Genomic DNA, 23,660 nt, shown 5'->3' with positions numbered 1-23,660 from the left:
GGGCCCCGCCGGTCGGCAGGGCCCCTTCGTTCGCGAAGGTCAGCGCGCGAGCGCTTCGTTCATGATCGCGGCGTGCTCGTTCGCGTGCACCTTGGGCGAACCGGTCGCCGTCGAGGCGGCGGCGGCACGCGAGATGCGACGCACCGGGCGGCCGTCGAGCTTGTCGGCGACCTCGAGGGCGATGAACGGCCACGCCCCCTGGTTCTCGGGCTCGTCCTGCACCCACGCCAGCTCGGCGTTCGGGTACTGCGCGAGCACCTTGTTGAGCTCGTCGATCGGGGCGGGGTAGTACTGCTCCACCCGCACCAGGGCGATCTCGGGGTTCGGGTTCTTCTCGAGCTCGGCGCGCAGGTCCCAGTGGATCTTGCCGGCGTGCAGGAGTACGCGCTTCACGGCGCCGGCGTCGACACCGCGGTCGTCGTCGAGCACCGGCTCGAACCGACCCTCGAGGAAGTCCTCGACGGGGCTGGTCGCTCCGCGCAGACGCAGCATCGCCTTCGGTGTGAAGACCACGAGCGGACGACGGGGGCGCTGGTACGCCTGACGACGCAGCAGGTGGAAGTACGACGCGGGGGTCGAGGGGCGCGCCACGATCATGTTGTCCTGCGCGCACATCTGCAAGTAACGCTCGATGCGTGCCGACGAGTGGTCGGGTCCCTGTCCTTCGTAGCCGTGGGGGAGCAGCAGCACGACACTCGACTGCTGCGCCCACTTCTGGTCGGCCGACGAGATGAACTCGTCGATGACCGACTGCGCGCCGTTGGCGAAGTCGCCGAACTGGGCTTCCCACAGCACTAGGGCGTCGGAGCGCTCGACCGAGTAGCCGTACTCGAACGCCATCGCGGCGTACTCGCTGAGCAGCGAGTCGTAGACCCAGAAGCGGCCCTGGTTCTCGCTGAGGTTCGCCAGCGGCAACCATTCCTGACCGTTGTCGCGGTCGTGCAGCACCGAGTGACGCTGCACGAAGGTGCCGCGGCGCGAGTCCTGACCGGCCAGGCGCACGGGCGTGCCCTCCATCAGCACCGAACCGAAGGCGAGGAGCTCGCCGAAGGCCCAGTCGATGTTGCCGTTGCGGCTCATGTCGAGACGCTTGTCGAGCAGCTGCTGCAGCTTGGTGTGCACCGTGAAGCCGTCGGGCTTGTTCACGAAGGCGTCGCCGATGTGCTGGACGACCTCTCGCGAGACGCCGGTGGTCTCGGGAGCACCCACGGCGGGCTCGTCGGCCGCGTCGGTCGTGACGACGGGGTTGGTGCCCGTCTCGGCCTCGTGCGTGTCGGCGAAGGCCACCTCGAGGCGGCGCTGGAAGTCCTGCTTCGCCTGCTCGTACTCGTCTTCGGTGATGTCACCGCGGCCGACGAGCGACTCGGTGTACAGACGGCGGACCGAACGCTTGGCCTCGATGAGGTTGGTCATCAGCGGCTGGGTCATCGAGGGGTCGTCGCCCTCGTTGTGACCACGGCGGCGGTAGCAGACGAGGTCGATGACGATGTCGCGGTGGAACTCCTCGCGGTACATGAACGCGAGTTCGGCCGCGCGCACGACGGCCTCGGGGTCGTCGCCGTTCACGTGCAGGATCGGCGCCTGGATCGTCTTGGCGACGTCGGTGGCGTACACCGAGGTGCGGGCGTCGGTGGGCGTGGTGGTGAAGCCGACCTGGTTGTTGACGACCACGTGGATCGTGCCGCCGGTGCGGTAGCCGCGCAGCTGCGACATCTGCAGCGTCTCGACCACGACACCCTGACCCGCGAACGCGGCGTCGCCGTGCACGAGGATGGGCAGCCACGAGAACGTGCCGATGGGCTTGCGGTCCTGCTTGGCGCGCACGATGCCCTCGAGCACGCCGTCGACGGTCTCGAGGTGCGAGGGGTTGGCCGCCAGGTACACCGGGAGCTCGTGTCCCTCGTCGCCGACGAAGGTGCCCTCGGTGCCGAGGTGGTACTTCACGTCGCCCGAGCCGCGCTTGCTGCCGATCGCGACGGCGCCCTCGAACTCGCGGAACACGTGACCGTAGGTCTTGCCCGCGATGTTGGTGAGCACGTTGAGGCGGCCGCGGTGGGCCATGCCGATCGCGGCTCCGTCGAGGCCGGTGGATGCCGCGCCCTGGAGGATCTGGTCGAGCAGCGGGATCAGCGACTCGCCGCCCTCGAGGCTGAAGCGCTTCTGGCCGACGTACTTGGTCTGCAGGAACGTCTCGAACGCCTCGGCCTGGTTCAGCTTCGACAGGATGCGCAGCTGCTCGTCGTGGCCGGGCTTGGTGTACTTGACCTCGATGTTGCTCTGGAACCACTGGCGCTGGGCCGGGTCCTGGATGTGCATGTACTCGACGCCCATGGTGCGGCAGTACGAGTCGCGCAGCACGCCGAGGATGTCGCGCAGCTTGGCGACGCGCTTGCCGCCGAGGCCGTTGGTGACGAACTCGCGGTCGAGGTCCCAGAACGTCAGCCCGTGCGACTCGATCTCGAGGTCGGGGTGCGTGCGCTGGACGTACTCGAGCGGGTCGATGTCGGCCATGAGGTGGCCGCGCACGCGGTAGGAGTTGATGAGCTCCTGCACGCGCGCGCTCTTGTCGATGCGCTCGGAGATGTCGACGCTGACGTCGGCCGCCCAGTGGATGGGGGCGTAGGGGATGCGCAGCGCGGCGAAGATGTCGTCGTAGAAGCCGCGCTCTCCGATGAGGAGCTCGTGCACCTTCTTGAGGAACTCGCCCGAACCGGCACCCTGGATGACGCGGTGGTCGTAGGTGCTGGTGAGGGTGATCGTCTTGCCGATCGCGAGCTCGTTGAGCGTCTTGGTGCTCGCGCCCATGAACTCGGCGGGGTAGTCGAGCGCGCCGGCGCCGATGATCGCGCCCTGACCGCGCATGAGACGGGGAACCGAGTGCACGGTGCCGATGCCGCCGGGGTTGGTCAGCGAGACCGTGGTGCCCTGGAAGTCGGCGGGGGTGAGCTTGTTGGAGCGGGCGCGACGCACGAGGTCTTCGTACGAGGCGAGGAACTCGCCGAAGCTGAGCGTGTCGGCGCGCTTGATGCTGGGGACCAGCAGGGCGCGCGACCCGTCGGGCTTGGGCATGTCGATCGCGATGCCCAGGTTGACGTGCGCGGGTGCCACGACCGAGGGCTTGCCGTCGATCTCGGCGTAGTAGACGTTCTGGCTCGGGAACTCCTTGAGCGCCTGGATGAGCGCCCACCCGATGAGGTGGGTGAAGCTGACCTTGCCGCCGCGCGTGCGCGACATGTGGTTGTTGATGACGATGCGGTTGTCGATCATCAGCTTCGCCGGGATCGTGCGCACGCTGGTCGCGGTGGGAACCGTCAGCGAGTCGTCCATGTTGGACGCGAGGGCCTTCGGCATGCCCTTGAGGACCGTCACGCGGTCTTCTTCGGTGCTCTGGCCGGCGGCGGAGGGCACCGTGCTGGGGGCCTGCGCCGGGATGGGCTGCGGCTTCGCGGGCTTCGCCGTGGTGCGGGCGACGGGTGCTTGACCGACCACGGGGATGGGGGCCGTCACCGGCTTGGGCTCGGACCCCGACTGCGCCTGCGGCGCGGAGGGCGGGGGAGCGGCGGCGGAAGACCCGTCGACGACCGGGTGGTACGCCTCCAGGATCGGCCACCAGGCCTTGTCTACGGAGTGCTTGTCGACTTTGAACTGTTCGTAGAGTTCGTCTACGAGCCACTCGTTCGCGCCGAACTCGCCCTCGCTCGAAGTACCGACGCCCGTCACCTGGCTCGACACAGTCGATCGCCTGCTTTCCTCGATGAAGATTCCTGTGGATGCGCCGACGTCGCCGTCCAACGCGTCTTCCAGCCTAGCCGAGGTTTCTGCGGGCATCCGGGGGCTTTACGGGGCCTTTACTTTCGAATGGTGTGATGGGGTGGATGCCATGGAGTTCTCCGGCGCCCAGCCCGATGTCGACCTGACCTACTCGGACGTCTTCCTCGTCCCCCGTCATTCCGAGGTGCGCAGCCGCCTCGACGTGGACCTCGCCCCCGCCGACGGCAGCGGAGCGACCATCCCCCTCGTGTCGTCGAACATGAACTCGGTGACCGGAACGCGACTGGCCGCGACCCTCGCGCGTCGCGGTGGACTCGGCGTGTTGCCGCAGGACATGCCGCTGCCGCGCCTGGTCGAGGCCATCGGCCACGTCAAGGCGCAGCCGGTGGCGTGGGACGCCCCGCTGGTCTTCCCGCCGTCGGCCACCGTCGCCGACGCGCGTCTCGCCCTGCCTCCCGTGCCGGGCCGCGGAGTGATCGTCGCCGACCAGCGCGAGGGAGGGATCGTCGACCTCGCCGGGTTCCGGGGGATCGTCTCGGCGCAGCGCCTGGCGACGGCCCTTCCCGACGCCCTGCTCGGCGACATCGCCCGCAGCGACGCCCCCGTCGTCGAGGTCGAGCGCGTGGGAGACCCGCGCGCGGTGTTCTCGCTCGTGCAGTCGGCCGGCGCCGACATCGTCGCCGTGGTCGACGGCGATCGCGTCGTCGGCACGCTCTCGGCGCGCAGCGCACTTCGCGACTCGGTCTACCGCCCCGCGGTCGACGCCGACGGCCGCCTCATCGTGGCCGCCGCGGTGGGCGTCAACGGCGACGTGGCGACCAAGGCCCGCGCCCTCGCCGCGGCCGGCGTCGACGTGCTGGTGGTCGACACCGCGCACGGCCACCAGGCCCAGATGCTGCGGGCCCTGCGCGAGGTGGCGGCGCTGGATCTCGGCATCCCGATCGCCGCCGGCAACATCGTCACCGCCGACGGCGTGCGCGACCTCACCGACGCGGGCGCGACGATCCTCAAGGTCGGCGTCGGTCCGGGCGCGATGTGCACGACCCGCATGATGACGGCCGTCGGGCGCCCCCAGTTCTCGGCCGTGCTCGAGACGGCCGAGGCGGCGCGGGCGGCCGGGGCGCACGTCTGGGCCGACGGCGGGGTGCGCTACCCGCGCGACGTCGCCTTGGCGCTGGCGGCGGGCGCGGCATCCGTCATGATCGGCTCGTGGTTCGCGGGCACCATCGAGGCGCCGGGGCGCCTGCGCACCGACGAGGCCGGGCGGCTCTACAAGGAGTCGTGGGGCATGGCCTCCACGAAGGCGGTGCAGGGCCGCTTCGGCGCGCTCGACCCCTTCGAGCGGGCGCGCAAGGAGCTGTTCGCCGAGGGGATCTCGTCGTCGCGGATCTACCTCGACCCCCAGCGCCCGGGACTGGAAGACCTGCTCGACATGATCACCTCGGGCGTGCGCTCGTCGTTCACCTACGCGGGGGCGGCCACCGTCGCCGAGTTCCACGAGCGCGCGCGGGTCGGCCTGCAGTCGGCCGCAGGTTACGAAGAGGGCAAGGCGCTCCCCGTCAGCTGGTGAGCAGGCGGTCGAGGCTCGCCGCGGCTTCGAGCGTGATCCAGGCGCCCATCTGCACCGAGAGGTCGAGGTCGTCGCCGTCGGCGGCGGCCGCACGGCGCGGGTCGGCCGGGAACAGCCCCTCGCGCCGGCCCTCCCACAGGGCGTCGGCGTTGCGCTCGACCAGGCGCCGGGCCGCGCGTGCGGCGGCGTCGCCCTCGGCGTCTTCGCTCTCGGACAGCTCCACGGCCGCATCGGCGAGATGGCGGGCCAGGATGCCGGCGAACAGGCCCCCGTCGCCGCCCCCGGCCGCGGGGAAGAGGCCGTCGTCGTCGGCGCACCAGCGCTCGACCGCGAGCACGAGCTCGCGCGCCCGGCGCACGTGCCTCCAGGCGGCGTCCGTCTCGTCGATCGCCGACTCGCCCAGCAGCAGCTCGAGGGCGATCGTGGCGCCCTGGTTGTAGGTCCACAGGTCGGGGCGCACCGCGTCGTGCTCGATGCCGTCGCGCACGAGGCCGGTCGCGTCGTCGTCGAGGGTGGATGCCATCCAGTCGGCGAGCCGCTCCGCGTCGGCCCGGTGACCGGTGAGGGCGAGCACCATCGCCCCCGGAGCGTTCGCGGGGGCGTTGTACAGCGCGCTGCCGACGCTCCACGGCAGGGCGCCGACGCTCGGGTCGATCGCCTCGTGCAGGACGCCGGCGATCTTGCGGAACGCGCGGGGGTTCGCACGGCTGGAGAACAGCCCGAGGCCCATCCAGGCGATGTCGTCGTAGAACGGCGTCGTCCAGCGCCCGATGGTGCGCAGCGTCACCCCACGGCCCAGTCGACGCAGGAGCCGCCGGCGACGCGGGTCGGGGCGGTTGCGCTCGGCGTCGGCGAGCACGTGGATCAGGTGGGCATGCCACCAGTAGTGCCACGTCCGCGCGGTGCGGGCGTCGGCGACCGAGGCGTGCGCCCAGGCGACGGGGCCGTAGCGGTGGAGGTAGCGATCGAGCACCGCTCGTTCCGCGGCGGCGGCGCGGTGCTGCGCCGGGGTGTCGGCATCCATTCGCCCATCCTCCCCGCTGCGAAAAACGTGCACGAGACGGATGCCGCAGGCCCGGGGCTGCAATAGAATCGACGTCACGATGGACGACCCTCCCAGTTGTAGACCCAGGCCCCACAGACCCTCTTCCGCCGCACGCTCGAGCGGGGGTGATGCCTGATGGATTACGTCATGCTGGGCGTGGGGCTCCTGCTCACGGTGGGTACCGGTCTGTTCGTCGCGAGCGAGTTCGCGCTCGTCAACCTCGACCGCGCCGACCTCGAATCCCGTCGCGCCGCGGGCGAGACCCGTCTGTCGCTCACGATCGATGCGCTGCGCATCACCTCGACGCACCTGTCGAGCGCGCAGTTGGGTATCACGCTGACGACGCTGCTCACCGGTTACACGATGGAACCGGCGATCTCGAACCTGCTGCGCCCGCTGTTCCAGGGGTGGGGCGTGCCCGAGACGGTCCTCGTCCCCCTCGCGGCGATCATCGGCGTCGGCTTCGCCACGGTGCTGTCGATGATCCTCGGCGAGCTCGTGCCCAAGAACTTCGCCCTGGCCATCCCGCGCCAGACCGGCAAGCTCGTGCTGCCCTTCCAGGTGGCCTTCACCGCGGTGTTCAAGCCCGCGATCCTCGTGCTCAACGGCAGCGCGAACGGCGTGCTGCGTGCGATGGGCGTCGAGCCCAAGGAAGAGCTCTCGGGCGCCCGCTCGGCCGAAGAGCTGTCGAGCCTCGTCAAGCGCTCGGCGAGCGCCGGCATGCTCGAGAAGGACACCGCGTCGCTGCTTGACCGCAGCCTCACCTTCGCCCGCCTCAGCGCGGCCGACGTCATGACCCCGCGCCCGAGCGTGCACGCGCTCGCCGCGGGCGACCCCGCCGACGACGTGGTGCAGCTCGCCCGTCGCACCGGCCACAGCCGCTTCCCCGTGTACGGCGAGTCGATGGACGACATCATCGGCGTCGTGCACCTCAAGGCCGCGATCGGCGTGCCCCGCGAGCGTCGCGGCGACGTGCCGGTGGCGGCGCTGTCGACCGAGCCGCTGCGCGTGCCCGAGACGGTGCACCTCGACACCCTCGTGTCGGAGCTGCGCTCGCGCGGCTACCAGATGGCGATCGTCGTCGACGAGTACGGCGGAACCGCCGGCGTCGTGACGCTCGAAGACCTGGTCGAGGAGATCGTTGGCGAGGTGCTCGACGAGCACGACCGCTCGCGCGCGGGTGTGGTGCGCTCCGCGGCATCCGTCACCTTCCCGGGCGACCTGCGACCCGACGAGGCCCTCGACCGCGCCGGCGTGCGCGTGCCCGAGGGTGAGGTCTACGACACCGTCGGAGGATTCATCATGGCCGCGCTCGAGCGCATCCCCACCGTCGGCGACACCGTCGACCTCGACGACGGGGTGCTCGCCGTGCAGCGCATGGACGGTCGCCGCGTCGACCGCGTGCAGTTCACGCCCTCCGTCGAGGAGCAGGACGTCGACGACCTCGTGCGTGCCGCGAAGGGAGGGGACCAGTGATGAACGACTGGGCCGGAATCGCGTGGCTCGTGGTGCTGCTCGCCTTCAACGCCTTCTTCGTCGCCGCGGAGTTCGCCGTCATCTCGGCACGCCGCTCGCAGATCGAGCCGCACGCCGACCGGGGATCGCGCGCCGCGAAGACCGCGCTGTACGCCATGGAACACGCGACGATGATGCTGGCGACCTGCCAGCTCGGCATCACGATCTGCTCGCTGCTGATCCTGAACGTCTCGGAGCCGGCGATCCACCACCTGCTCGAGGGGCCCCTGGGGCTCACGGGTCTGCCGGAGGCCGCCGTCGGCGTCATCGGCTTCGTCGTCGCATTGCTGCTGGTGTCGTACCTGCACGTGGTGTTCGGCGAGATGGTGCCGAAGAACCTCGCGTTCTCGCTGCCCGATCGCGCGGTGCTCATGCTCGCCCCGCCGCTGGTGGCGGTGTCGAAGGCGTTTCACCCGATCATCGTCGCGCTGAACTGGACGGCCAACCACGTGCTGCGCCTGTTCCGCGTCGAGCCGAAGGACGAGGCCGCCTCGACCTACACGCTCGATGAGGTCGCGACGATCGTGACGCAGTCGCGCCGCGAGGGCGTGCTCGACGACGCGTCGGGCACGGTCACCGCGGTGGTGGAGTTCACCGAGAAGAAGGCCGCCGACATCGCGGTGCCGATGGCCGAGCTCGTGACCCTTCCCGAGACGACCACGCCCGCCGAGATCGAACGCGCGGTCGCGCAGCACGGTTACTCGCGCTACGTGATCGTCGACGGCGCCGGCAACCCCACGGGCTACGTGCACTTGAAGGACGTGCTGCGCGCGGCCGAGGGGGCGGATGCCGACATGGCGCGCCCCATTCCGAACAAGCGCGTGCACCACATGGTGTCGGTGCTCGAGACGACCGACCTCGAAGATGCGCTCGCGCTCATGCGTCGCTCCGGTCGCCACCTCGCCCAGGTGCGCGACGACGAGGGCGACGTGCGGGCCGTGCTCTTCCTCGAGGACGTCATCGAAGAGCTCGTCGGCGAGGTGCAGGACGCCACGGAGCGTCGCCGCTTCGTCTGACCCCGGTTCGAGACACCGGATGCCGCGGCCCCTGGGGCTCGCGGCATCCGGTGTCTTCGTGTGAGGGGCCGGCCTCAGTACGCGCGGAGGTACTGCGCGGGGGCGGGGTTCGGTGCCCCCAGCGCCGCCGCGGCGCGCAGCGCGTAGTGCGGGTCGCGCAGCCACTCGCGGGCCGAGAGGATCGCGTCGGCGCGGCCGTCGGCGAGGATCTGCTCGCCGAAGGTCGGGTCGTCGATCATGCCGACCGCGGCGACGAGCAGGCCCGTCTCGCGGCGGACGGTCTCGGCGTAGTCGACCTGGTAGCCGGGCCCGGGGACGATGTGCTGGTGGGGAACGAGTCCGCCGCTGGAGACGTCGATGAGGTCGGCGCCCGCGTCGGCGACGAGGCGAGAGGCCGCGACGGTGTCGTCGACGCTCCACCCGCCCTCGGCCGCGTCGGTGGCCGAGAAGCGCACGAACAGCGCCGCGTCGGGGGCGGCGGCACGCACCGCCTCGGTCACGCGCACGAGCAGTCGCACGCGGTTCTCGAACGAGCCGCCCCACTCGTCGTCGCGGTGGTTGGTCAGGGGCGAGAGGAACTGGTGCAGCAGGTAGCCGTGGGCGGCGTGCACCTCGAGCACCTCGAAGCCCGCGGCGACGGCGCGACGGGCCGCATCGGCGAAGTCGTCGACGACCTTCTCGATGCCGCGCGCGTCGAGGGCGACCGGCTCGGCGAACGCGTCGTAGGCGATCGCCGACGGGGCGACGGTGCTCCAGCCGCCGTCTTCGACGGACACCGTGCCGCGCCCGCCCGTGAGGGGAGAGGTGGTCGAGGCCTTGCGGCCCGCGTGGCCCAGCTGCACCCCGGCCACGGATCCGCGCGCGCGGATCGCCGCCACGATCGACGACCAGGCGTCGGCCTGCGCGTCGGTCCACAGGCCCGTGTCGTCGGGCGAGATGCGGCCCTCGGGCGACACGGCCGTCGCTTCGGCGATCACGAGGCCGGCCCCGCCGGCGGCGAACTGCGCGAGGTGCACGTGGTGCCAGTCGTTCGGCATTCCGTCGACGGCGCTGTACTGGCACATGGGCGAGACCCACAGGCGGTTGCGCAGCTCGATACCGCGGATCGTGAGAGGAGTGAAGAGGGCGCTCATGGGGGACCTTCGCGTTCTAGGGTGACGCCATGACGGCGATGGAGTTCAGCGGGCGCAATGCCGCCCGGGCACTGCGGAGGCCAACCGCGCACGACGACAAGTATTCCCGCGGAGTGGTGGGACTGCGCACCGGATCGGCCCGCTATCCGGGCGCCGCGGTGCTCGGCGTCGAGGCCGCGTGGCGCACCGGCACGGGCATGGTCCGCTACCTCGGGCCGCAGCGCGCGCAGGATCTCGTGCTGCAGCGCCGACCCGAGACCGTGACCGCCGACGGGCGCGTGCAGGCGTGGGTGATCGGATCGGGGACGGATGCCGCTGAGCGCGACGCGGCCGAGACGGCGGCCCTGCGCGGCATCCTGAACGGCGATCTGCCGGTCGTGGTCGACGCCGGTGCCCTCGATCTGGTGCCGGCCGCGAGCGCACCCGTGATCGTGACGCCGCACGCCCGCGAGCTCACGCGGCTGCGCGAGGCCCTCGGGCTCGCCTCCGCCGCGATCGGCGACGACGACGAGCGGGAGGCGGCTGCCCTCGAGACGGCGGCCGCGTTCGGCGGGGTCGTGCTGCTGAAGGGCGCGGTCACGATCGTCGCCGCGGCCGGGCGCAGCCGACGGGTGAGTGCGGGCACGCCGTGGTTGGCGACCGCCGGCACGGGCGACGTGCTCGGCGGAGTGCTCGGCGCGGTGGTCGCCGGCGCCGTCGCCGACGGGCGCGACGGCCTCGACGATCTGGCCCAGTGCGCGGCGGCCGCGGCGTGGCTGCACGGAGCCGCGGGGAGTCGGGCCTCGCGGGACAGCGGAGCCGACGGGGGACCCCTGACCGCGCTCGACGTCGCCGAGGCGCTGCCGCGGGTCGTGGCATCCGTGCTCTCCGACGACCACGACTGAGGGCCCCGCCGACGGTCCCGCCGGCCGGGCCGAGGGGGCTCGTCGGGGGCCGGGGGAGCCGCCCGCTTAGGATGAAGCAGTGTTGAGGCGTGTCGTTCCCCTGTTGATCGCGTTCGTCGCCGTACACGTCGTGGTGGGGATCCTGGGCTACCAGCAGCCCAACGAGCCGATGGGCGACGTGTACCTGGTGTACGAACCGTGGTCGCGCTGCGCCCTGTTCGGCGGCATCGACGTGACCTCCTGCACCCGCAGCGACACCTGGCAGTGGCCCGGGATCACCGAGAAGTGGATCTACCCGCAGCTCGCCTTCCTGCCGATGACCTTCGCGTGGATCTTCGCCTGGTTTACCGGGTACACCCCCGCGTGGGCGATCACCGTGTCGCTGTTCAACCTCGTCGCCTTCGTCATCCTCGTGGGCAAGGGCCGCTCGACCGGCCGCGTGCTCGCCGCATGGTTCTGGCTCGCCGCGATCCTGCTGGTCGGCCCCGTCGGCCTCTACCGCATCGACGGCATCACCGTACCGTTCGCGATCCTCGGCGGCATCTGGATGCTGCGGCGCCCGTTCCTCGCCTCCGTGCTTCTCTCGGTCGCCGTGTGGATGAAGGTCTGGCCCGCCGCGATCCTCGCCGCCGGTCTCGTCGCCATCCGTCGGCGCCTCGCCCTCGTCTACGGCGCGGTCGCGGTCTCGCTCGTGACGATCGTCGCCGTGGTGGCCCTGGGCGGCGCCCCGTTCGTCTTCGGCTTCGTGGGCGATCAGACCACCCGCGGCATCCAGATGGAAGCGCCGGTCGGGGCGGTCTACATGTTCCTCGCGGCCTTCTACGTGCCGGGCAACGAGGTGTACTACGACGGCGACGTGCTGACCTTCCAGGTGACGGGGCCGGGAGCCGAGCCCCTGATCGCCGCGATGACGCCCATCATGCTGCTCGTCATGGCGGGGGTCGCCGTGGTCGGCGTCCTGAAGATGCGTCGCGGTGCGACCTTCCTCAGCCTCTTCCCGCCGCTCTCGCTCGCCCTGGTGACGGCGTTCATCGCCCTCAACAAGGTCGGCTCGCCCCAGTACTACGTGTGGCTGTTCGCCCCCGTCGTGCTCGGGCTGATGATCGACCGGCGACGCTGGTACGGCTTCGCCGCGATGACCCTCGTGATCGCCGCCCTCACGCAGTGGATGTACCCGCTCATGTACGACGGGCTCATGGCCCAGCACCCGAACCCCTTCCCGGTGTTCGTGCTCGAGGCGCGTAACGTTCTCGGCCTCGTGCTGCTGGTGTGGGCGATCGTGCGGGTCGTGCGCGTGCCGGTGGGCCGCGTGCGTCCGCCCGCGGGGCTGCGCGAGATCGTCACGGGTCGCCGGCCCCTGCCGACGCGCGTGCCCGCCGCGCGCTGACCCCGTTCCGCCCGGAGGGTCGCCGCCGTAGGCTCGGAGCATGCTCATCGCCTTCTCCGTCGCCCCCTCCGGCGTCGGCACCCTCGCCGCCGAGAACCCCGACGCCTCGGTGCACGACGCCGTCGCCGCCGCGGTCGCCGTGGTGCGCGCGTCGGGGCTGCCGCACCGCACGACCTCGATGTTCACCGAGGTCGAGGGGGAGTGGGACGAGGTGTTCGCCATGGTGAAAGCGGCGACGGATGCCGTGATGCCCTACGGATCGCGCGTGTCGCTCGTGCTCAAGGCCGACATCCGCCCCGGCCGCACCGGCGAGATCGACGGGAAGATCGAGCGCCTCGAAGACGCGCTGGAGCGTCGCGAGGACTGAACCCCGCGGGCGCCACTCCCGGGTCCCGAAACGATTCGACCCGCGCCGCCGTCACGGCTAGCATCGCCTGGTGACCTCTTCGACGACCTCGAGAGGTGCGGCGATGCGGGCGCTCCTTTCTCTCGCCATCGGCAGCTTCGGCATCGGCATGACCGAATTCGTGGTGATGGGCCTGCTGCCCAACATCGGCCGCGACCTGCTGCCCACCGCCTACGCGGCGTCGCCCGACGACGCGATCGCGCAGGCCGGGTGGCTCATCTCGCTCTACGCCCTCGGCGTCGTGGTGGGCGCCCCCACCATCGCGGGCTCGGTCGCGCGCTTCCCGCGCCACCGCGTGATGATCGTGCTGGCCGCAGCGCTGGCCTTCTTCACCCTGCTGACCGTGATCGCCCCGACGTTCGAGCTGGTCGCGGCATCCCGCTTCCTCGCCGGACTCCCGCACGGGGCGTACTTCGGCATCGGCGCCCTCGTCGCCGCCGACGTGCTCGGCCCCGGCAACCGCGCCAAGGGCGTGGCCTTCGTGCTGACGGGCCTCACGATCGCGAACGTCGTCGGCGTGCCGCTGGGCACCCTGCTCGGCCAGCAGGTCGGATGGCGCGCCGCCTTCGCCGTGGTCGCGGGCATCTTCGCCCTCGCGACGGTGTGCATCGCGTTCTTCGTGCCGAAGCACCCCGGAACCCCCGGACGACGCCTGCGCGATGAGATGCGGGTGTTCCGCATCGGCCAGGTGTGGTTCGCCCTCGGCATCGGCGCGGTCGGCTTCGGCGGATTCTTCGCCATGTACAGCTACATCGCGCCCATGATCACCGACGTCGCCGGCCAGCCCGAGTGGGCGGTGTCGGTCGTGCTCGTCATCGTCGGGATCGGCATGACCATCGGCAACATCGTCGGAGGCGCGCTCGCCGACAAAGACCTGCGGTTCTGGCTCTTCGTCGGGCTGATCGCCCTGGGCGTGGCATCCGTCGGTCTCGCCCTTACTGCCGGCTGGATCGTGAGCCTCGTGCTGTTCGCCTTCCTCGTGGCGTTCTGCGGCTCGGCGCTCAGCCCGTCGATCCAGACGCGTCTGATGGACGTCGCCGAAGACAACCAGTCGATCGCCGCGGCCCTCAACCACTCGGCGCTCAACATCGGCAACAGCCTCGGCGCGTTCCTCGGCGGTCTCGCGATCGCCGCGGGCCTCGGGCTCGTCGCCCCCGCGTGGGTCGGCGTCGTGCTCGCGATCGGCGGACTCGCCGTGGCGTTCGTCGCCTACCGCGTGGAGGACCGCAGTGGCCGGCACCCCTCGCACCGGATGCCGGCGGCCGAAGCCGCGCAGACCGCCATCACCGGCTCGATCCCGACGCAGCGCTGACGCGGGAGGGCGAGCCGGGCGGTGCGCCGGGATCCTCAGCTCGCGAAGAGGCGGCGGAGGTGCGTCGCCACCGCGGCGGTCTCGATCAGGAAGCCGTCGTGGCCGAAGTCGCTCGAGAGCACGACCGCCGCGTCGCCGTCGAGGGTGTTCCGGATGCCGCGGGCGATGCGGTGCTGGCCGTCGATGGGGAACAGGCGGTCGCTGTCGATCCCGAGCACCAGCGTGGTCGCGTTGACGCGGCCGAGCGCGTCGTCCACGCCGTCGCGATCGCGGCCGACGTCGTGCGAGTTCATCGCCTCGACGAGGGTCAGGTAGCTGTTCGCGTCGAAGCGACGGGTGAACTTGTTGCCGTGGAAGTCGAGGTACGACTCCACCGCGAAGCGTCCGCCGCGGCCCAGCGGGCTGACCCCCGACTGCCACGAACGCTGGAAGCGCGAGTTGAGCTCGGTGGGGCTGCGGTAGTTGAGCAGGGCCATGCGGCGCGCGAGAGCCAGACCGCGGTGCGGGCCGTCGCCGTCGCCCGCGTCGTAGTACTCGCCGCCGGCGAAGCGGGGGTCCATGCGCACGGTGTCCATCTGCACGGAGTTCAGCGCGATCTGGTCGGCCGTCGTGATCGGCGGGGCGGAGAGGATCGCGGCGCGCTCGACGCGGTCGGGGTGACCGACGGCCCACTCGATCGCGTGCATGCCGCCCATCGAGCCGCCGACGACGGCGTGCCAGCTGTCGATGCCGAGCTGATCGGCCAGCAGCGCCTGCGCCGACACCTGGTCGCGGATGGTCAGGTAGGGGAAGCGCGAGGCCCACTCATACCCGTCGGGGGCGATGCTCGCAGGACCGGTCGAGCCCTGGCATCCGCCCAGCATGTTGGGGGCGACCACGAAGAAGCGGTCGGTGTCGATCGCGGCCCCCGGGCCCACGAGGTCGCTCCACCAACCGGCGGTGGCGTGTCCGGGTCCGGCCGCTCCGCGCACGTGGCTGTCGCCGGTGAGGGCGTGCAGGATCAGCACGGCGTTGTCGCGCGTGGGCGAGAGCTCGCCCCAGGTCTCGTACGCGAGACGGATGCCGGGGAGCGAGCCCCCCGTCTCGGTGCGGAATTCGCCGAACGAGGCGAAGCGGCGGTCGCCGACGGGGTCGCCGTCGCGCCACGCTCCGGTCGCGGGGGGCCGGCCGAGGAGGGAGCGGGCGTCCGCCTCCGTCACCGGGGCCGAGGGCACCGTGTCTTCGGAGATCTGCCAGTCCATGGCATCCATTCTCTCCGGTGTCGGAGGGGTCGACCGGACTGTTACGGTTCCGCAGCACGTCGACAAGGGTTGTCAAGAACCCGTTTTCTCCTGGGTGCGGTCGTCATGATCCCGGCATGGCGAACTTCCTCCTCATCGCGGCCTCGAGCGATATCGGTCAGGCGACGGCGAAACGACTGCAGGGCGCGGGACACCGTGTCGTGACCACCGCGCGGGATTCCTCGCGGATCGAACCCGACTTCACCCTGGATGCCACCGACTTCGACGCCGTCGACCGGGTCGTCGGCGAGGCGGGCGAGCTCGACGGCATCGCGGTGCTCGCGGGTTCGATGCTGCTCAAGCCCGCGCACCTCACCTCGCGCGAGCAGTACGACGAGCTCATCGCGGCCTCGCTCACCACGGCGTTCGCCGCCGTCCGCGCCGCAGGATCGCACATGCGCGACGGGGGAGCGGTGGTGCTGGTGTCGTCGGCGGCGGCCCTCGCGGGTCTTCCGAACCACGACGGCATCGCCGCCGCGAAGGCCGGGGTCATCGGCCTCACGCTGTCGGCCGCCGCGAGCTACGCCGCGCACGGGCTGCGCGTGAACGCCGTGGCCCCGGGCCTCGTGCAGACGCGGTTGACCGAGAAGCTCACCGCGAGCGACATGTCGCGCAAGGTGTCGGAGGCCATGCACCCGCTCGGTCGCCTCGGCGAGCCCGACGACGTCGCGCGCGCCGTGGAGTTCCTGCTCGCGCCCGAGAACGCGTGGATGACCGGCCAGGTGCTCGGTGTCGACGGGGGTCTGGGCAGCCTGCGGCCGCGACAGAAGGTGTGACCGCCTCCGCGTGAGGGGTCGGTTCCTGTCGCCTCGCGCGCGGCTGGGCGACACATTCCGGCCCCTCACGCGAGTCCGCATACGCGCGAACGCCCCGACCCGGCGGACCGGGACGGGGCGTTCGGCGTGTGCGGTTCAGGCGCGGGCGGCCTCGGACAGGCGACGCGCGGCGGCGAGGGCCTGGTCGAGGTCGGCCTTGAGGTCGTCGATGTTCTCGAGCCCCACCGACAGGCGCACCAGGCCCGGGGTCACACCGGCGGTGAGCTGCTGCTCGGGCGTGAGCTGGGAGTGCGTGGTCGATGCCGGGTGGATCACGAGCGAGCGCACGTCGCCGATGTTGGCGAGGTGGCTGAACAGGCTCAGCGAGTTGACGAACTCGCGGCCCGCCTGGACGCCGCCCTTCAGCTCGAACGACAGCACCGCGCCGACGCCCTTGGGGGCGTAGTTGTTGGCCGCGGCGTACCAGGGCGAGGTCGGCAGGCCCGAGTAGTTCACGGTCGCGACGTCGGGGTGCGACTCGAGCCACTCCGCGATCTCCTGCGCGTTCTGCACGTGGCGCTCGATGCGCAGCGACAGGGTCTCGATGCCCTGGATCAGCTGCCACGCGCTCTGCGGGGCGATCGAGGCGCCGAGGTCGCGCAGCAGCTGCACGCGCGCCTTGATGATGTAGGCGAGGCCGTCGCCGACCGCCTGGGTGTAGACGGCGCCGTGGTACGAGGGGTCGGGGGTCGTGAGGCCCGGGAAGCGGTCGGAGTGCTCCGACCACGCGAAGGTGCCGCCGTCGACGATGACGCCGCCGATCGTGGTGCCGTGCCCGCCGAGGAACTTGGTCGCCGAGTGGACGATGATGTCGGCGCCGTGCTCGAAGGGGCGGATGAGATACGGGGTCGCGATCGTGTTGTCGACGATGAGCGGCACGCCGGCCTCGTGCGCGATGTCGGCGACCGAGCGGATGTCGAGCACGTTGATCTTGGGGTTGCCGATGGTCTCGGCGAAGAACAGCTTGGTGTTCGGGCGCACCGCCGCGCGCCACTCCTCGGGGTCGTCCTGGTTCTCGACGAAGGTCGTCTCGATGCCGAGCTTGGCGAGGGTGTACTTGAAGAGGTTGTAGGTGCCGCCGTAGATCGAGCTCGACGAGACGATGTGGTCGCCCGCCTGCGCGATGTTGAGCACGGCGAAGGTCTCGGCCGCCTGGCCGCTGGCGACGAGGAGGGCGCCGGTGCCGCCCTCGAGGCCCGCGACGCGCTGCTCGACGACGTCTTGCGTGGGGTTCTGGATGCGCGTGTAGATGTTGCCGAACTCGGCCAGCGCGAACAGGTTCGCGGCGTGGTCGGCGTTGTCGAACACGTACGAGGTGGTCTGGTAGATCGGGGTGGCGCGGGCCTTGGTCACCGGGTCGGGCTGAGCGCCCGTGTGGATCTGCTTGGTCTCGAAACGCCAGTTCTCGGGTGCCGACATGACTGCTCCTCAGCTTCTGGAGGCCGGGCGGTCGCCATGGCCTGCTGCGAGCGTAGGGATGACCTCAGACACCGACAAGCGCCCCGGACACAGGCCGTAACAGCGCCCCGCACGACGCGGACGGCGGTGTCGGAGGAGGGCGCTAGCGTGGATGCCATGACGCGACGTGCAGTGGTGACCGGGGCCAGTTCGGGAATCGGAGAGGCGACAGCACGCCTGCTCCGCGAGCGCGGATGGGAGGTCGTGGGCGTCGCCCGTCGGGCCGAGCGTCTCGACGCGCTCGAGGCCGAGACCGGCATCGTGGCTCACGCGGCCGACCTCACCGATGCCGACGCCGTCGCCTCCCTCGCGGCGTGGCTCGATGAGACGGGCGGCGTCGACGCCCTCGTGCACGTCGCCGGCGGCGCGCGCGGCAGCGACCGCATCGAAGACGGCGCGGCCGACGACTGGCGCTGGATGTTCGAGGCGAACGTGCTCTCGAGCCAGCGGCTGACCGCGGCCCTCCTCCCGCAGCTGCGCCGCGCGGCCGACCACGAGGGCCACGCCGACCTGCTCTTCGTCACCTCGACGGCCGCGCAGACGGCCTACCCCGGCGGCGGCGGGTACAACGCCGCGAAGGCGGGTGAGGCGATGCTCGTGCACGCGCTGCGCCAGGAGCTCAACGGCGAACCCCTCCGCGTGATCGAGATCGCCCCGGGCATGGTGCGCACCGAGGAGTTCACGCTCAACCGCCTCGGCGGAGACAAAAACGCCGCCGACAAGCTCTACGAGGGCGTCGAGGCGCCCCTGTCGGCCCATGACGTGGCCGACGTGATCGCCTACGCGCTCGACGCGCCGGGCCACGTCAACCTCGACCTGGTCACGGTGCGCCCCGTCGCGCAGTCGGCGCAGCACCTGCTGGCGCGGGGTCCGCTGAAGACCCGCTGACCGCTCGCCGTCCGGGGGCGGATGCCGCGGGCTCAGGCGACGTCGCCGCGGGCTGCGGTGGCTGCGACCTCGGCCTCGGCGGCATCCGCGAACGCCACCTTCGGCACGAAGAACAGCAGCACCGCGGCCAGCACGCCTCCCGCGCTGCAGATGACCCACACCGCGACGTACCCCGCGAAGGGGGCGGCCGTGCCCAGCGCCGTGCCCGCACCGCCGGCCAGCACCACGCCGAAGATCGCCGACGACATGGTGCCGCCGATGGTCTTGGTCGTGTTCGTCGTCGCCGAGGCGACGCCGGTCTGCCCACGCGGTGCGGCCGCGGCCGCGGCGGCGGGCATCGCGGCGACGAGTGCACCCGCGCCGATTCCGGCGATCGACAGGCTGGCGAGGAATTGCCACAGCTCGTCGTGCAGCGGCAGGAGGAGCGCGTACCCGATGCCGACGAGAGCGGCTGCACCGATGAGCACGACGCGGGGGCTGGCTCGGCGGGAGGTGACGGTGAACAGCACCGCCCCGACGATCAGCGAGAGCAGGTAGGCGCCGACGACGTTTGATCGCTGCGTTGCGTCGAGTCCGAGTCCGTAGCCGAGGGCGGGGTCGGTGCCGGCATACGTGACGAGGGGCCCCTGGGCGCCGAGCAGGCTGATGCCGACGAGGAAGGAGGTGGCTTGCACGGGCCACATCTCGGGGCGTCGGAGCATGCGGATGTCGATCGCGGGGTCTCGTTGCCGCAGCTCGAATCGTACGAAGAGGATGCCCAGGATCACGCCGACGATCAGCAGCCCGACGATGACGACGGGGCCGGGGCCGGCGGGAAGGCGGACGAACGAGAGGGCGCCCGTGATGCATAGCAGGGCCCCGGCGAGGATGACGAACCCGCGCACGTCGAGTCGACGCTCCCCGGCCACGGGCTCGGATTCCGGCACGCCCAGCCAGATGGCGAGACAGACGAGGGTGACGACGACGGGCGGGATGATCAGCGACAGCTTCAGGTCGCCGCCGGTCGCGGCGAAGACTCGACCGGCGATGAGCGCCCCGACGATGCCGCCGAGCTGAAGCCCGACGACCAGGAGGCCCGCGGCGCGGCGGGTCCGCGAGATCCCGCGTTCCTGTCGTCGACCGCGATCGAAGATCAACGCGATCTCCAGGGGCAGCCACACGATGTACAGCCCCTGGAACGCCCACGCGACGAGGAAGGTCGCGAACGAGTCGGCGAACACCAGCGCCCAACTCGCCGCCGCCGTGGCGATCGCGGAGAAGAGCAGGATCCGCTTGTGTCCGAACATGTCGCCGAGCTTGGCGAGCACGGGGAGCACGAGAGCTCCCAGCAGCAGCTGCGCCGCCTCGAACCAGTTGACGTCGGCGTCGCGGATGCCGAGGTGCGTCACGATATCGGGCAGCAGGGGGATGTAGAAACCCTGAAGGATCCCGCTGGCGAGCTCCACCAGCACGAACCAACCGATCAAGCCCGCGGTCACGCCCAGCGCGGACGACCGCACCCGTGAGACCGCGCCGGAGACGCGCGACATGGCGCGAGAGTAGCACCGCCCGGCGACGGCGTCGGACGCCGTGCGGAGGGGTCTCGACGGGGCTCTAAAGTGAGCGGAGACGACGAGAGGGGCCCGCGTGGCTGAGGAACGCGAACGGTTGAGTTGGGACGAGTTCGGTGCCGCCACGAGAGACATCTCGCGCGCGATCGTCGCGGACGGGTTCGAGCCCGAGGTGGTGGTCGCCATCGCACGCGGAGGACTCCTCCCGGGTGGCGCGATCGCCTACGGCCTCGGCGCGAAGAACTGCGGAGCGCTAAACGTGGAGTTCTACACCGGTGTCGGCACCGTGCTCGACGCTCCGGAGGTGCTCCCGCCCGCCCTCGATCTGACCTACCTCTCCGGCCGGCGCGTGCTGCTCGTCGACGACGTCGCCGACAGCGGCCGCACGCTCGATCTCGCCGTCAAGCTGCTGAACCGTCACGGTGCGGACGTCCGCTCCGCGGTGATCTACACCAAGCCCACGACGATCATCGCGCCCGATTTCTCGTGGCGAGACACCTCGCTGTGGATCGAGTTCCCCTGGTCGCACCTCGGCTCCGTGCAGGAGGAAGACGCGGCGTGAGCGCCAAGACGCTGACCGAGCTGGCGGATGCCGGTCTGATCGATCGCTCGTGGGTGCAGCCCCTCGAACCCGTGGCCGCCGACATCGCCGCGCTCGGCGAGAGGCTCCGCTCGGAGGGCGCGCCGTACCTTCCGGCGGGCGATCTCGTGCTGCGCGCGTTCCGCACGCCGCTCGAGGCGGTTCGCGTGCTCATCGTGGGTCAGGACCCGTATCCCACGCCCGGGCACCCCATCGGCCTGTCGTTCGCGGTCGATCCGCACGTGCGTCCGCTGCCGCGCAGCCTGTCGAACATCTACCGCGAGCTCTCCGACGATCTCGGGATCGCCCCGGCCGCGCACGGCGACCTCTCGGCCTGGTCGGCGCAGGGGGTCATGCTGCTGAACCGCGTGCTCACCGTGGCGCCCGGCGCTCCGGCCTCGCACCGCGGCTGGGGCTGGGAGCGCGTGACCGAGCACGCGATCCGCTGCCTCGTCGCGCGCGACGCCCCGCTCGTGGCGGTGCTGTGGGGCAAGGACGCCCAGGGGCTCGCGCCGCTGCTCGGCGACACCGCGATCGTGACGTCTCCGCATCCCTCGCCGCTGTCGGCCAGCCGCGGCTTCTTCGGCTCCCGTCCCTTCTCGCGCGTCAACGCGCTGCTCGAGGAGCAGGGTGCCGACGCGGTCGACTGGCGCATTCCGGCGTAAGCGGGGCCCCGACGCTCTGATCGGAGCGAGCGGATGCCGCGGGCGGCGACTGACTCGTCGGGCCGGGGTCCCGGCATCCGGCCTCGTCGACGCACGCGCGACGTCACACGCGCGAAACGGCGACGCCCGTAGAGTGGCGGGGTGCTGGAAGAGGAGTACGAGAAGAGCCGTCGCCGTCTGCCCGCGCACCTGCGCAAGACGCCCGCGCCCGAGCGTCCGTTCTCGTACGAGATCCGTCCGGCCACCCCCGCCGACATCCCCGACATCCGCGAGATCTACAACTACTACGTGCGCAACTCCGTGGTGACCTTCGACGAGAAGGCGTGGTCGATCGCGAAGTGGCGCGACAAGTACGCCACGCTCGACAAGCTCGGGTTGCCGTTCCTCGTGGCGCAGTCGCCGAGCGGACAGATCCTCGGCTACGCCCTCGTGCAGCCGTGGCAGTCGAAGTCGGCGTACCGCTACACGGTCGAGAACTCGATTTACCTCGGTCAGGCGGCCGCGGGCAAGGGGCTCGGTCGCGCGCTGCTCGAGGCGTTGCTGGCGGCCTGCCAGGAGCTCGGCATCCGCGAGATGGTCGCCGCGATCAGCGACAAGGGCGCCGATGCCTCGATCGCGCTGCACGAGAAGCTCGGCTTCACCGAGGTCGGACGCATGGGACGCGTCGGCTTCAAGTTCGGGCGCTGGCTGGGCGTGGTGTACCTGCAGAAAAGCATCCCCTCGAAGAAGAAGCCCCGTCGGCGGCTGTTCGGCTGACCCGCTCCGCCGCCGCATGCGAGGTGGCTGAGCCTGTCGAAGCGACCGGTCGCCGCGTGCGAGGTGGCTGAGCCTGTCGAAGCCTCTGGTTGCCGCGTGTGAGGTGGCCGAGCCTGTCGAAGCCGCCGGTCGCCGAGCGGGTACCGGCCCCGTCGACACGCTCGGGGACCTCTGATGCGAGGGGGCTGAGCCAGCGGCTACCGGCGAACCGGCGTCGCGGGCGCGACGCGGCGCACCTCGTCGACGAGCGCGCGCCAGGGGCCCGCGACCTGGGTGTCGCCGAGGCGCACCTCGTGCACGGCCTTGTCGCCGTGGTGCACCTCGATGCGCCAGCTGTAGCGGTCGGCTCCGGGGGAGGGCTCGGCGGCGGCGTCCCACGGACAGCTCTCGACCAGCGCGCGCCAATGCGGGGCACCCGCGGGGTCGGGCTCGGCCCGCCACTGCTTCGTCAGGCCCGCGAGACCGCCCGAGCGCACGACGAGGACGACGAAGCGCCCCGCGCTCTCGGTGTCGTCTTCGGTGTCAGGCTGCGGCATCCTCCTCGACGCCGACCCCGGCCCACGCGGCGCGGACGGCGGCGACCTCCTCCGACTCCTCACCGTACTCGCTGGCCGCAGCCGACAGGGTGGCGGTCGCGAACGCCGAGAAGTCGGCGGTGGGCGACAGGGTGCCGGCGGTGATCGTGCGGTACCAGATGAGGCCGGCGCGCTCCCACGCGAACCCGCCGAGGGCGGTGGCGGCGAGGTAGAAGGCCTTGTTGGGAATGCCGGAGTTGATGTGCACGCCGCCGTTGTCGTCGCTCGTCTCGACGTAGTCGCGCATGTGCGCCGGCTGCGGGTCTGTGCCGAGCACGTCGTCGTCGTAGGCGGTGCCCGGCGCCTTCATCGAGCGCAGGGCCTCGCCCTGCACGGCGGCGGCGAAGATGCCCTCGCCGATGAGCCACGACGCCTCGTCGGCGCTCTGACGGAGGTGGTGCTGCTCGGCGAGGGCGCCGAACACATCGGACAGCGACTCATTGAGCGCGCCCGACTGCCCCTGGTACTCGAGCCCGCCGGAGGCCTCGGTGACGCCGTGACCGAGCTCGTGCGCGATCACGCTGAGCGACCGCGTGAACCCGACGAACACGTCGCCGTCGCCGTCGCCGAAGACCATGCGCTCGCCGTTCCAGAACGCGTTGTCGTAGTCGTCGCCGAAGTGCACGGTGGCCAGCAGCGACCCGCTGGCGGCGTCGATGCCGTCGCGGGCGAAGGCGTCCCAGAAGAAGTCATAGGTCTCGCCGAGGCCGTCGTAGGCCTCGTCGACGGCGGTGTCGCCCGAGGGGGCGTCGTCTTCGCTGCGCACGCGACGGCCCGGCAGGTTCTCGGTGTTCGCCGCGTCGGAGATGATGCGATCGGGCGCCGGCCCGGTCTCTGCCACGAGGGTGTCGCCCTCGATCGACAGTCGCAGGCGCGACCGTGTCGGTCGTGCCGGGCGCGGCACGGCGAGGGTCTTTCGCGCCGCCTCGGCGGCCCGCGCCATGCGCGGGTCATCGGTGGAGGCGAGTCGGTCGAGCAGGAACGGGGGGACGATACCGGGGGTCATGCGCCGAGGGTAGCGCCGACCTCCGACATCGCGGGATCCCTTGATCGG

Annotated in this window: 20 protein-coding genes; 12 read left to right on the top strand and 8 right to left on the bottom strand. The window is 71.3% G+C overall.

What is annotated here, in order from left to right:
- Window positions 1-39: 39 nt before the first annotated feature.
- Window positions 40-3,732: a multifunctional oxoglutarate decarboxylase/oxoglutarate dehydrogenase thiamine pyrophosphate-binding subunit/dihydrolipoyllysine-residue succinyltransferase subunit gene (locus ABXS86_RS05975; protein ID WP_353666227.1), complete on the bottom strand. Its 3,693-nt coding sequence runs from the start codon at window positions 3,730-3,732 to the stop codon at window positions 40-42.
- Window positions 3,733-3,880: 148 nt separating this feature from the next.
- Between ABXS86_RS05975 and ABXS86_RS05970 the strand changes: the two genes are divergently transcribed.
- Window positions 3,881-5,341, top strand: coding sequence for a GuaB1 family IMP dehydrogenase-related protein (locus ABXS86_RS05970; RefSeq protein ID WP_307209810.1), 1,461 nt, complete (start codon window positions 3,881-3,883; stop codon window positions 5,339-5,341).
- On the opposite strand, the gene ABXS86_RS05965 is transcribed toward ABXS86_RS05970, so the two are convergent.
- Window positions 5,331-6,365, bottom strand: a complete 1,035-nt coding sequence (locus tag ABXS86_RS05965) for a glycoside hydrolase family 76 protein (protein ID WP_353665928.1) — start codon at window positions 6,363-6,365, stop codon at window positions 5,331-5,333. The two genes, ABXS86_RS05970 and ABXS86_RS05965, sit on opposite strands and share 11 nt — an antisense overlap.
- 156 nt (window positions 6,366-6,521) lie before the next feature.
- Between ABXS86_RS05965 and ABXS86_RS05960 the strand changes: the two genes are divergently transcribed.
- Window positions 6,522-7,862, top strand: coding sequence for a hemolysin family protein (locus tag ABXS86_RS05960; RefSeq protein WP_353665927.1), 1,341 nt, complete (start codon window positions 6,522-6,524; stop codon window positions 7,860-7,862).
- Complete coding sequence (locus ABXS86_RS05955) at window positions 7,862-8,917, top strand: hemolysin family protein (RefSeq protein ID WP_144828739.1); 1,056 nt, start codon at window positions 7,862-7,864, stop codon at window positions 8,915-8,917. The genes ABXS86_RS05960 and ABXS86_RS05955 overlap by 1 nt, the downstream gene beginning before the upstream one ends.
- A gap of 74 nt (window positions 8,918-8,991) precedes the next feature.
- On the opposite strand, the gene ABXS86_RS05950 is transcribed toward ABXS86_RS05955, so the two are convergent.
- Entirely contained in the window at window positions 8,992-10,050 is a 1,059-nt protein-coding gene (locus ABXS86_RS05950; RefSeq protein WP_353665926.1) for an NADH:flavin oxidoreductase/NADH oxidase, read from the bottom strand.
- A gap of 29 nt (window positions 10,051-10,079) precedes the next feature.
- Between ABXS86_RS05950 and ABXS86_RS05945 the strand changes: the two genes are divergently transcribed.
- From ABXS86_RS05945 to ABXS86_RS05930, 4 genes are all read left to right on the top strand, one after another.
- Entirely contained in the window at window positions 10,080-10,934 is an 855-nt protein-coding gene (locus tag ABXS86_RS05945; RefSeq protein WP_353665925.1) for an NAD(P)H-hydrate dehydratase, read from the top strand.
- 79 nt (window positions 10,935-11,013) lie between these two features.
- Window positions 11,014-12,321 carry a glycosyltransferase family 87 protein gene (locus ABXS86_RS05940; protein WP_353665924.1) on the top strand — a complete coding sequence of 436 codons (1,308 nt, stop codon included), beginning with the start codon at window positions 11,014-11,016 and terminating at the stop codon, window positions 12,319-12,321.
- 40 nt (window positions 12,322-12,361) lie between these two features.
- Window positions 12,362-12,688 carry an MTH1187 family thiamine-binding protein gene (locus ABXS86_RS05935; RefSeq protein ID WP_353665923.1) on the top strand — a complete coding sequence of 109 codons (327 nt, stop codon included), beginning with the start codon at window positions 12,362-12,364 and terminating at the stop codon, window positions 12,686-12,688.
- A gap of 103 nt (window positions 12,689-12,791) precedes the next feature.
- Window positions 12,792-14,039 carry an MFS transporter gene (locus tag ABXS86_RS05930; protein WP_353666226.1) on the top strand — a complete coding sequence of 416 codons (1,248 nt, stop codon included), beginning with the start codon at window positions 12,792-12,794 and terminating at the stop codon, window positions 14,037-14,039.
- 35 nt (window positions 14,040-14,074) lie between these two features.
- Here the strand turns inward: ABXS86_RS05930 and ABXS86_RS05925 are convergent, their stop codons facing one another.
- Window positions 14,075-15,280 carry a homoserine O-acetyltransferase gene (locus ABXS86_RS05925; protein ID WP_353665922.1) on the bottom strand — a complete coding sequence of 402 codons (1,206 nt, stop codon included), beginning with the start codon at window positions 15,278-15,280 and terminating at the stop codon, window positions 14,075-14,077.
- Between the two features lie 116 nt (window positions 15,281-15,396).
- Here ABXS86_RS05925 and ABXS86_RS05920 point away from each other — a divergent pair, with 116 nt between their 5' ends.
- Complete coding sequence (locus ABXS86_RS05920) at window positions 15,397-16,095, top strand: SDR family NAD(P)-dependent oxidoreductase (RefSeq protein ID WP_353665921.1); 699 nt, start codon at window positions 15,397-15,399, stop codon at window positions 16,093-16,095.
- A 135-nt stretch (window positions 16,096-16,230) separates the two neighbouring features.
- Here ABXS86_RS05920 and ABXS86_RS05915 read toward each other — a convergent pair whose 3' ends face one another.
- A complete protein-coding gene (locus ABXS86_RS05915; protein WP_251504379.1) occupies window positions 16,231-17,553 on the bottom strand; it encodes a bifunctional o-acetylhomoserine/o-acetylserine sulfhydrylase in 1,323 nt (440 codons plus the stop codon).
- A 156-nt stretch (window positions 17,554-17,709) separates the two neighbouring features.
- Here ABXS86_RS05915 and ABXS86_RS05910 point away from each other — a divergent pair, with 156 nt between their 5' ends.
- Window positions 17,710-18,480, top strand: a complete 771-nt coding sequence (locus tag ABXS86_RS05910; protein ID WP_353665920.1) for an SDR family oxidoreductase — start codon at window positions 17,710-17,712, stop codon at window positions 18,478-18,480.
- A gap of 32 nt (window positions 18,481-18,512) precedes the next feature.
- Here the strand turns inward: ABXS86_RS05910 and ABXS86_RS05905 are convergent, their stop codons facing one another.
- Complete coding sequence (locus ABXS86_RS05905; protein ID WP_353665919.1) at window positions 18,513-20,009, bottom strand: MFS transporter; 1,497 nt, start codon at window positions 20,007-20,009, stop codon at window positions 18,513-18,515.
- 97 nt (window positions 20,010-20,106) lie between these two features.
- Here ABXS86_RS05905 and ABXS86_RS05900 point away from each other — a divergent pair, with 97 nt between their 5' ends.
- The 3 genes from ABXS86_RS05900 (at window position 20,107) to ABXS86_RS05890 (ending at window position 22,031) form a co-directional block, all read left to right on the top strand.
- Complete coding sequence (locus tag ABXS86_RS05900) at window positions 20,107-20,592, top strand: phosphoribosyltransferase (protein WP_307209836.1); 486 nt, start codon at window positions 20,107-20,109, stop codon at window positions 20,590-20,592.
- The gene (locus ABXS86_RS05895; protein ID WP_353665918.1) at window positions 20,589-21,275 is read left to right on the top strand and encodes a uracil-DNA glycosylase; all 687 of its coding nucleotides are present in this window, start codon (window positions 20,589-20,591) and stop codon (window positions 21,273-21,275) included. The genes ABXS86_RS05900 and ABXS86_RS05895 overlap by 4 nt, the downstream gene beginning before the upstream one ends.
- A 141-nt stretch (window positions 21,276-21,416) precedes the next feature.
- On the top strand, window positions 21,417-22,031 hold the full coding sequence (locus ABXS86_RS05890) for a GNAT family N-acetyltransferase (protein ID WP_144828708.1): 615 nt from the start codon (window positions 21,417-21,419) through the stop codon (window positions 22,029-22,031).
- A gap of 197 nt (window positions 22,032-22,228) precedes the next feature.
- Here the strand turns inward: ABXS86_RS05890 and ABXS86_RS05885 are convergent, their stop codons facing one another.
- Both ABXS86_RS05885 and ABXS86_RS05880 read right to left on the bottom strand, forming a co-directional pair.
- A complete protein-coding gene (locus ABXS86_RS05885) occupies window positions 22,229-22,567 on the bottom strand; it encodes a protealysin inhibitor emfourin (protein ID WP_307209842.1) in 339 nt (112 codons plus the stop codon).
- Window positions 22,554-23,612, bottom strand: a complete 1,059-nt coding sequence (locus ABXS86_RS05880; RefSeq protein WP_353665917.1) for a M4 family metallopeptidase — start codon at window positions 23,610-23,612, stop codon at window positions 22,554-22,556. Before ABXS86_RS05880 ends, ABXS86_RS05885 begins: the two co-directional genes overlap by 14 nt.
- Window positions 23,613-23,660: the final 48 nt, after the last annotated feature.

It is taken from the genome of Microbacterium sp. che218, assembly GCF_040436305.1.
Taxonomy (GTDB): domain Bacteria; phylum Actinomycetota; class Actinomycetes; order Actinomycetales; family Microbacteriaceae; genus Microbacterium; species Microbacterium algihabitans.
The sequence above is the reverse complement of the archived record's forward strand: the minus strand, read 5'-3'. Positions and strand labels throughout refer to the sequence as shown.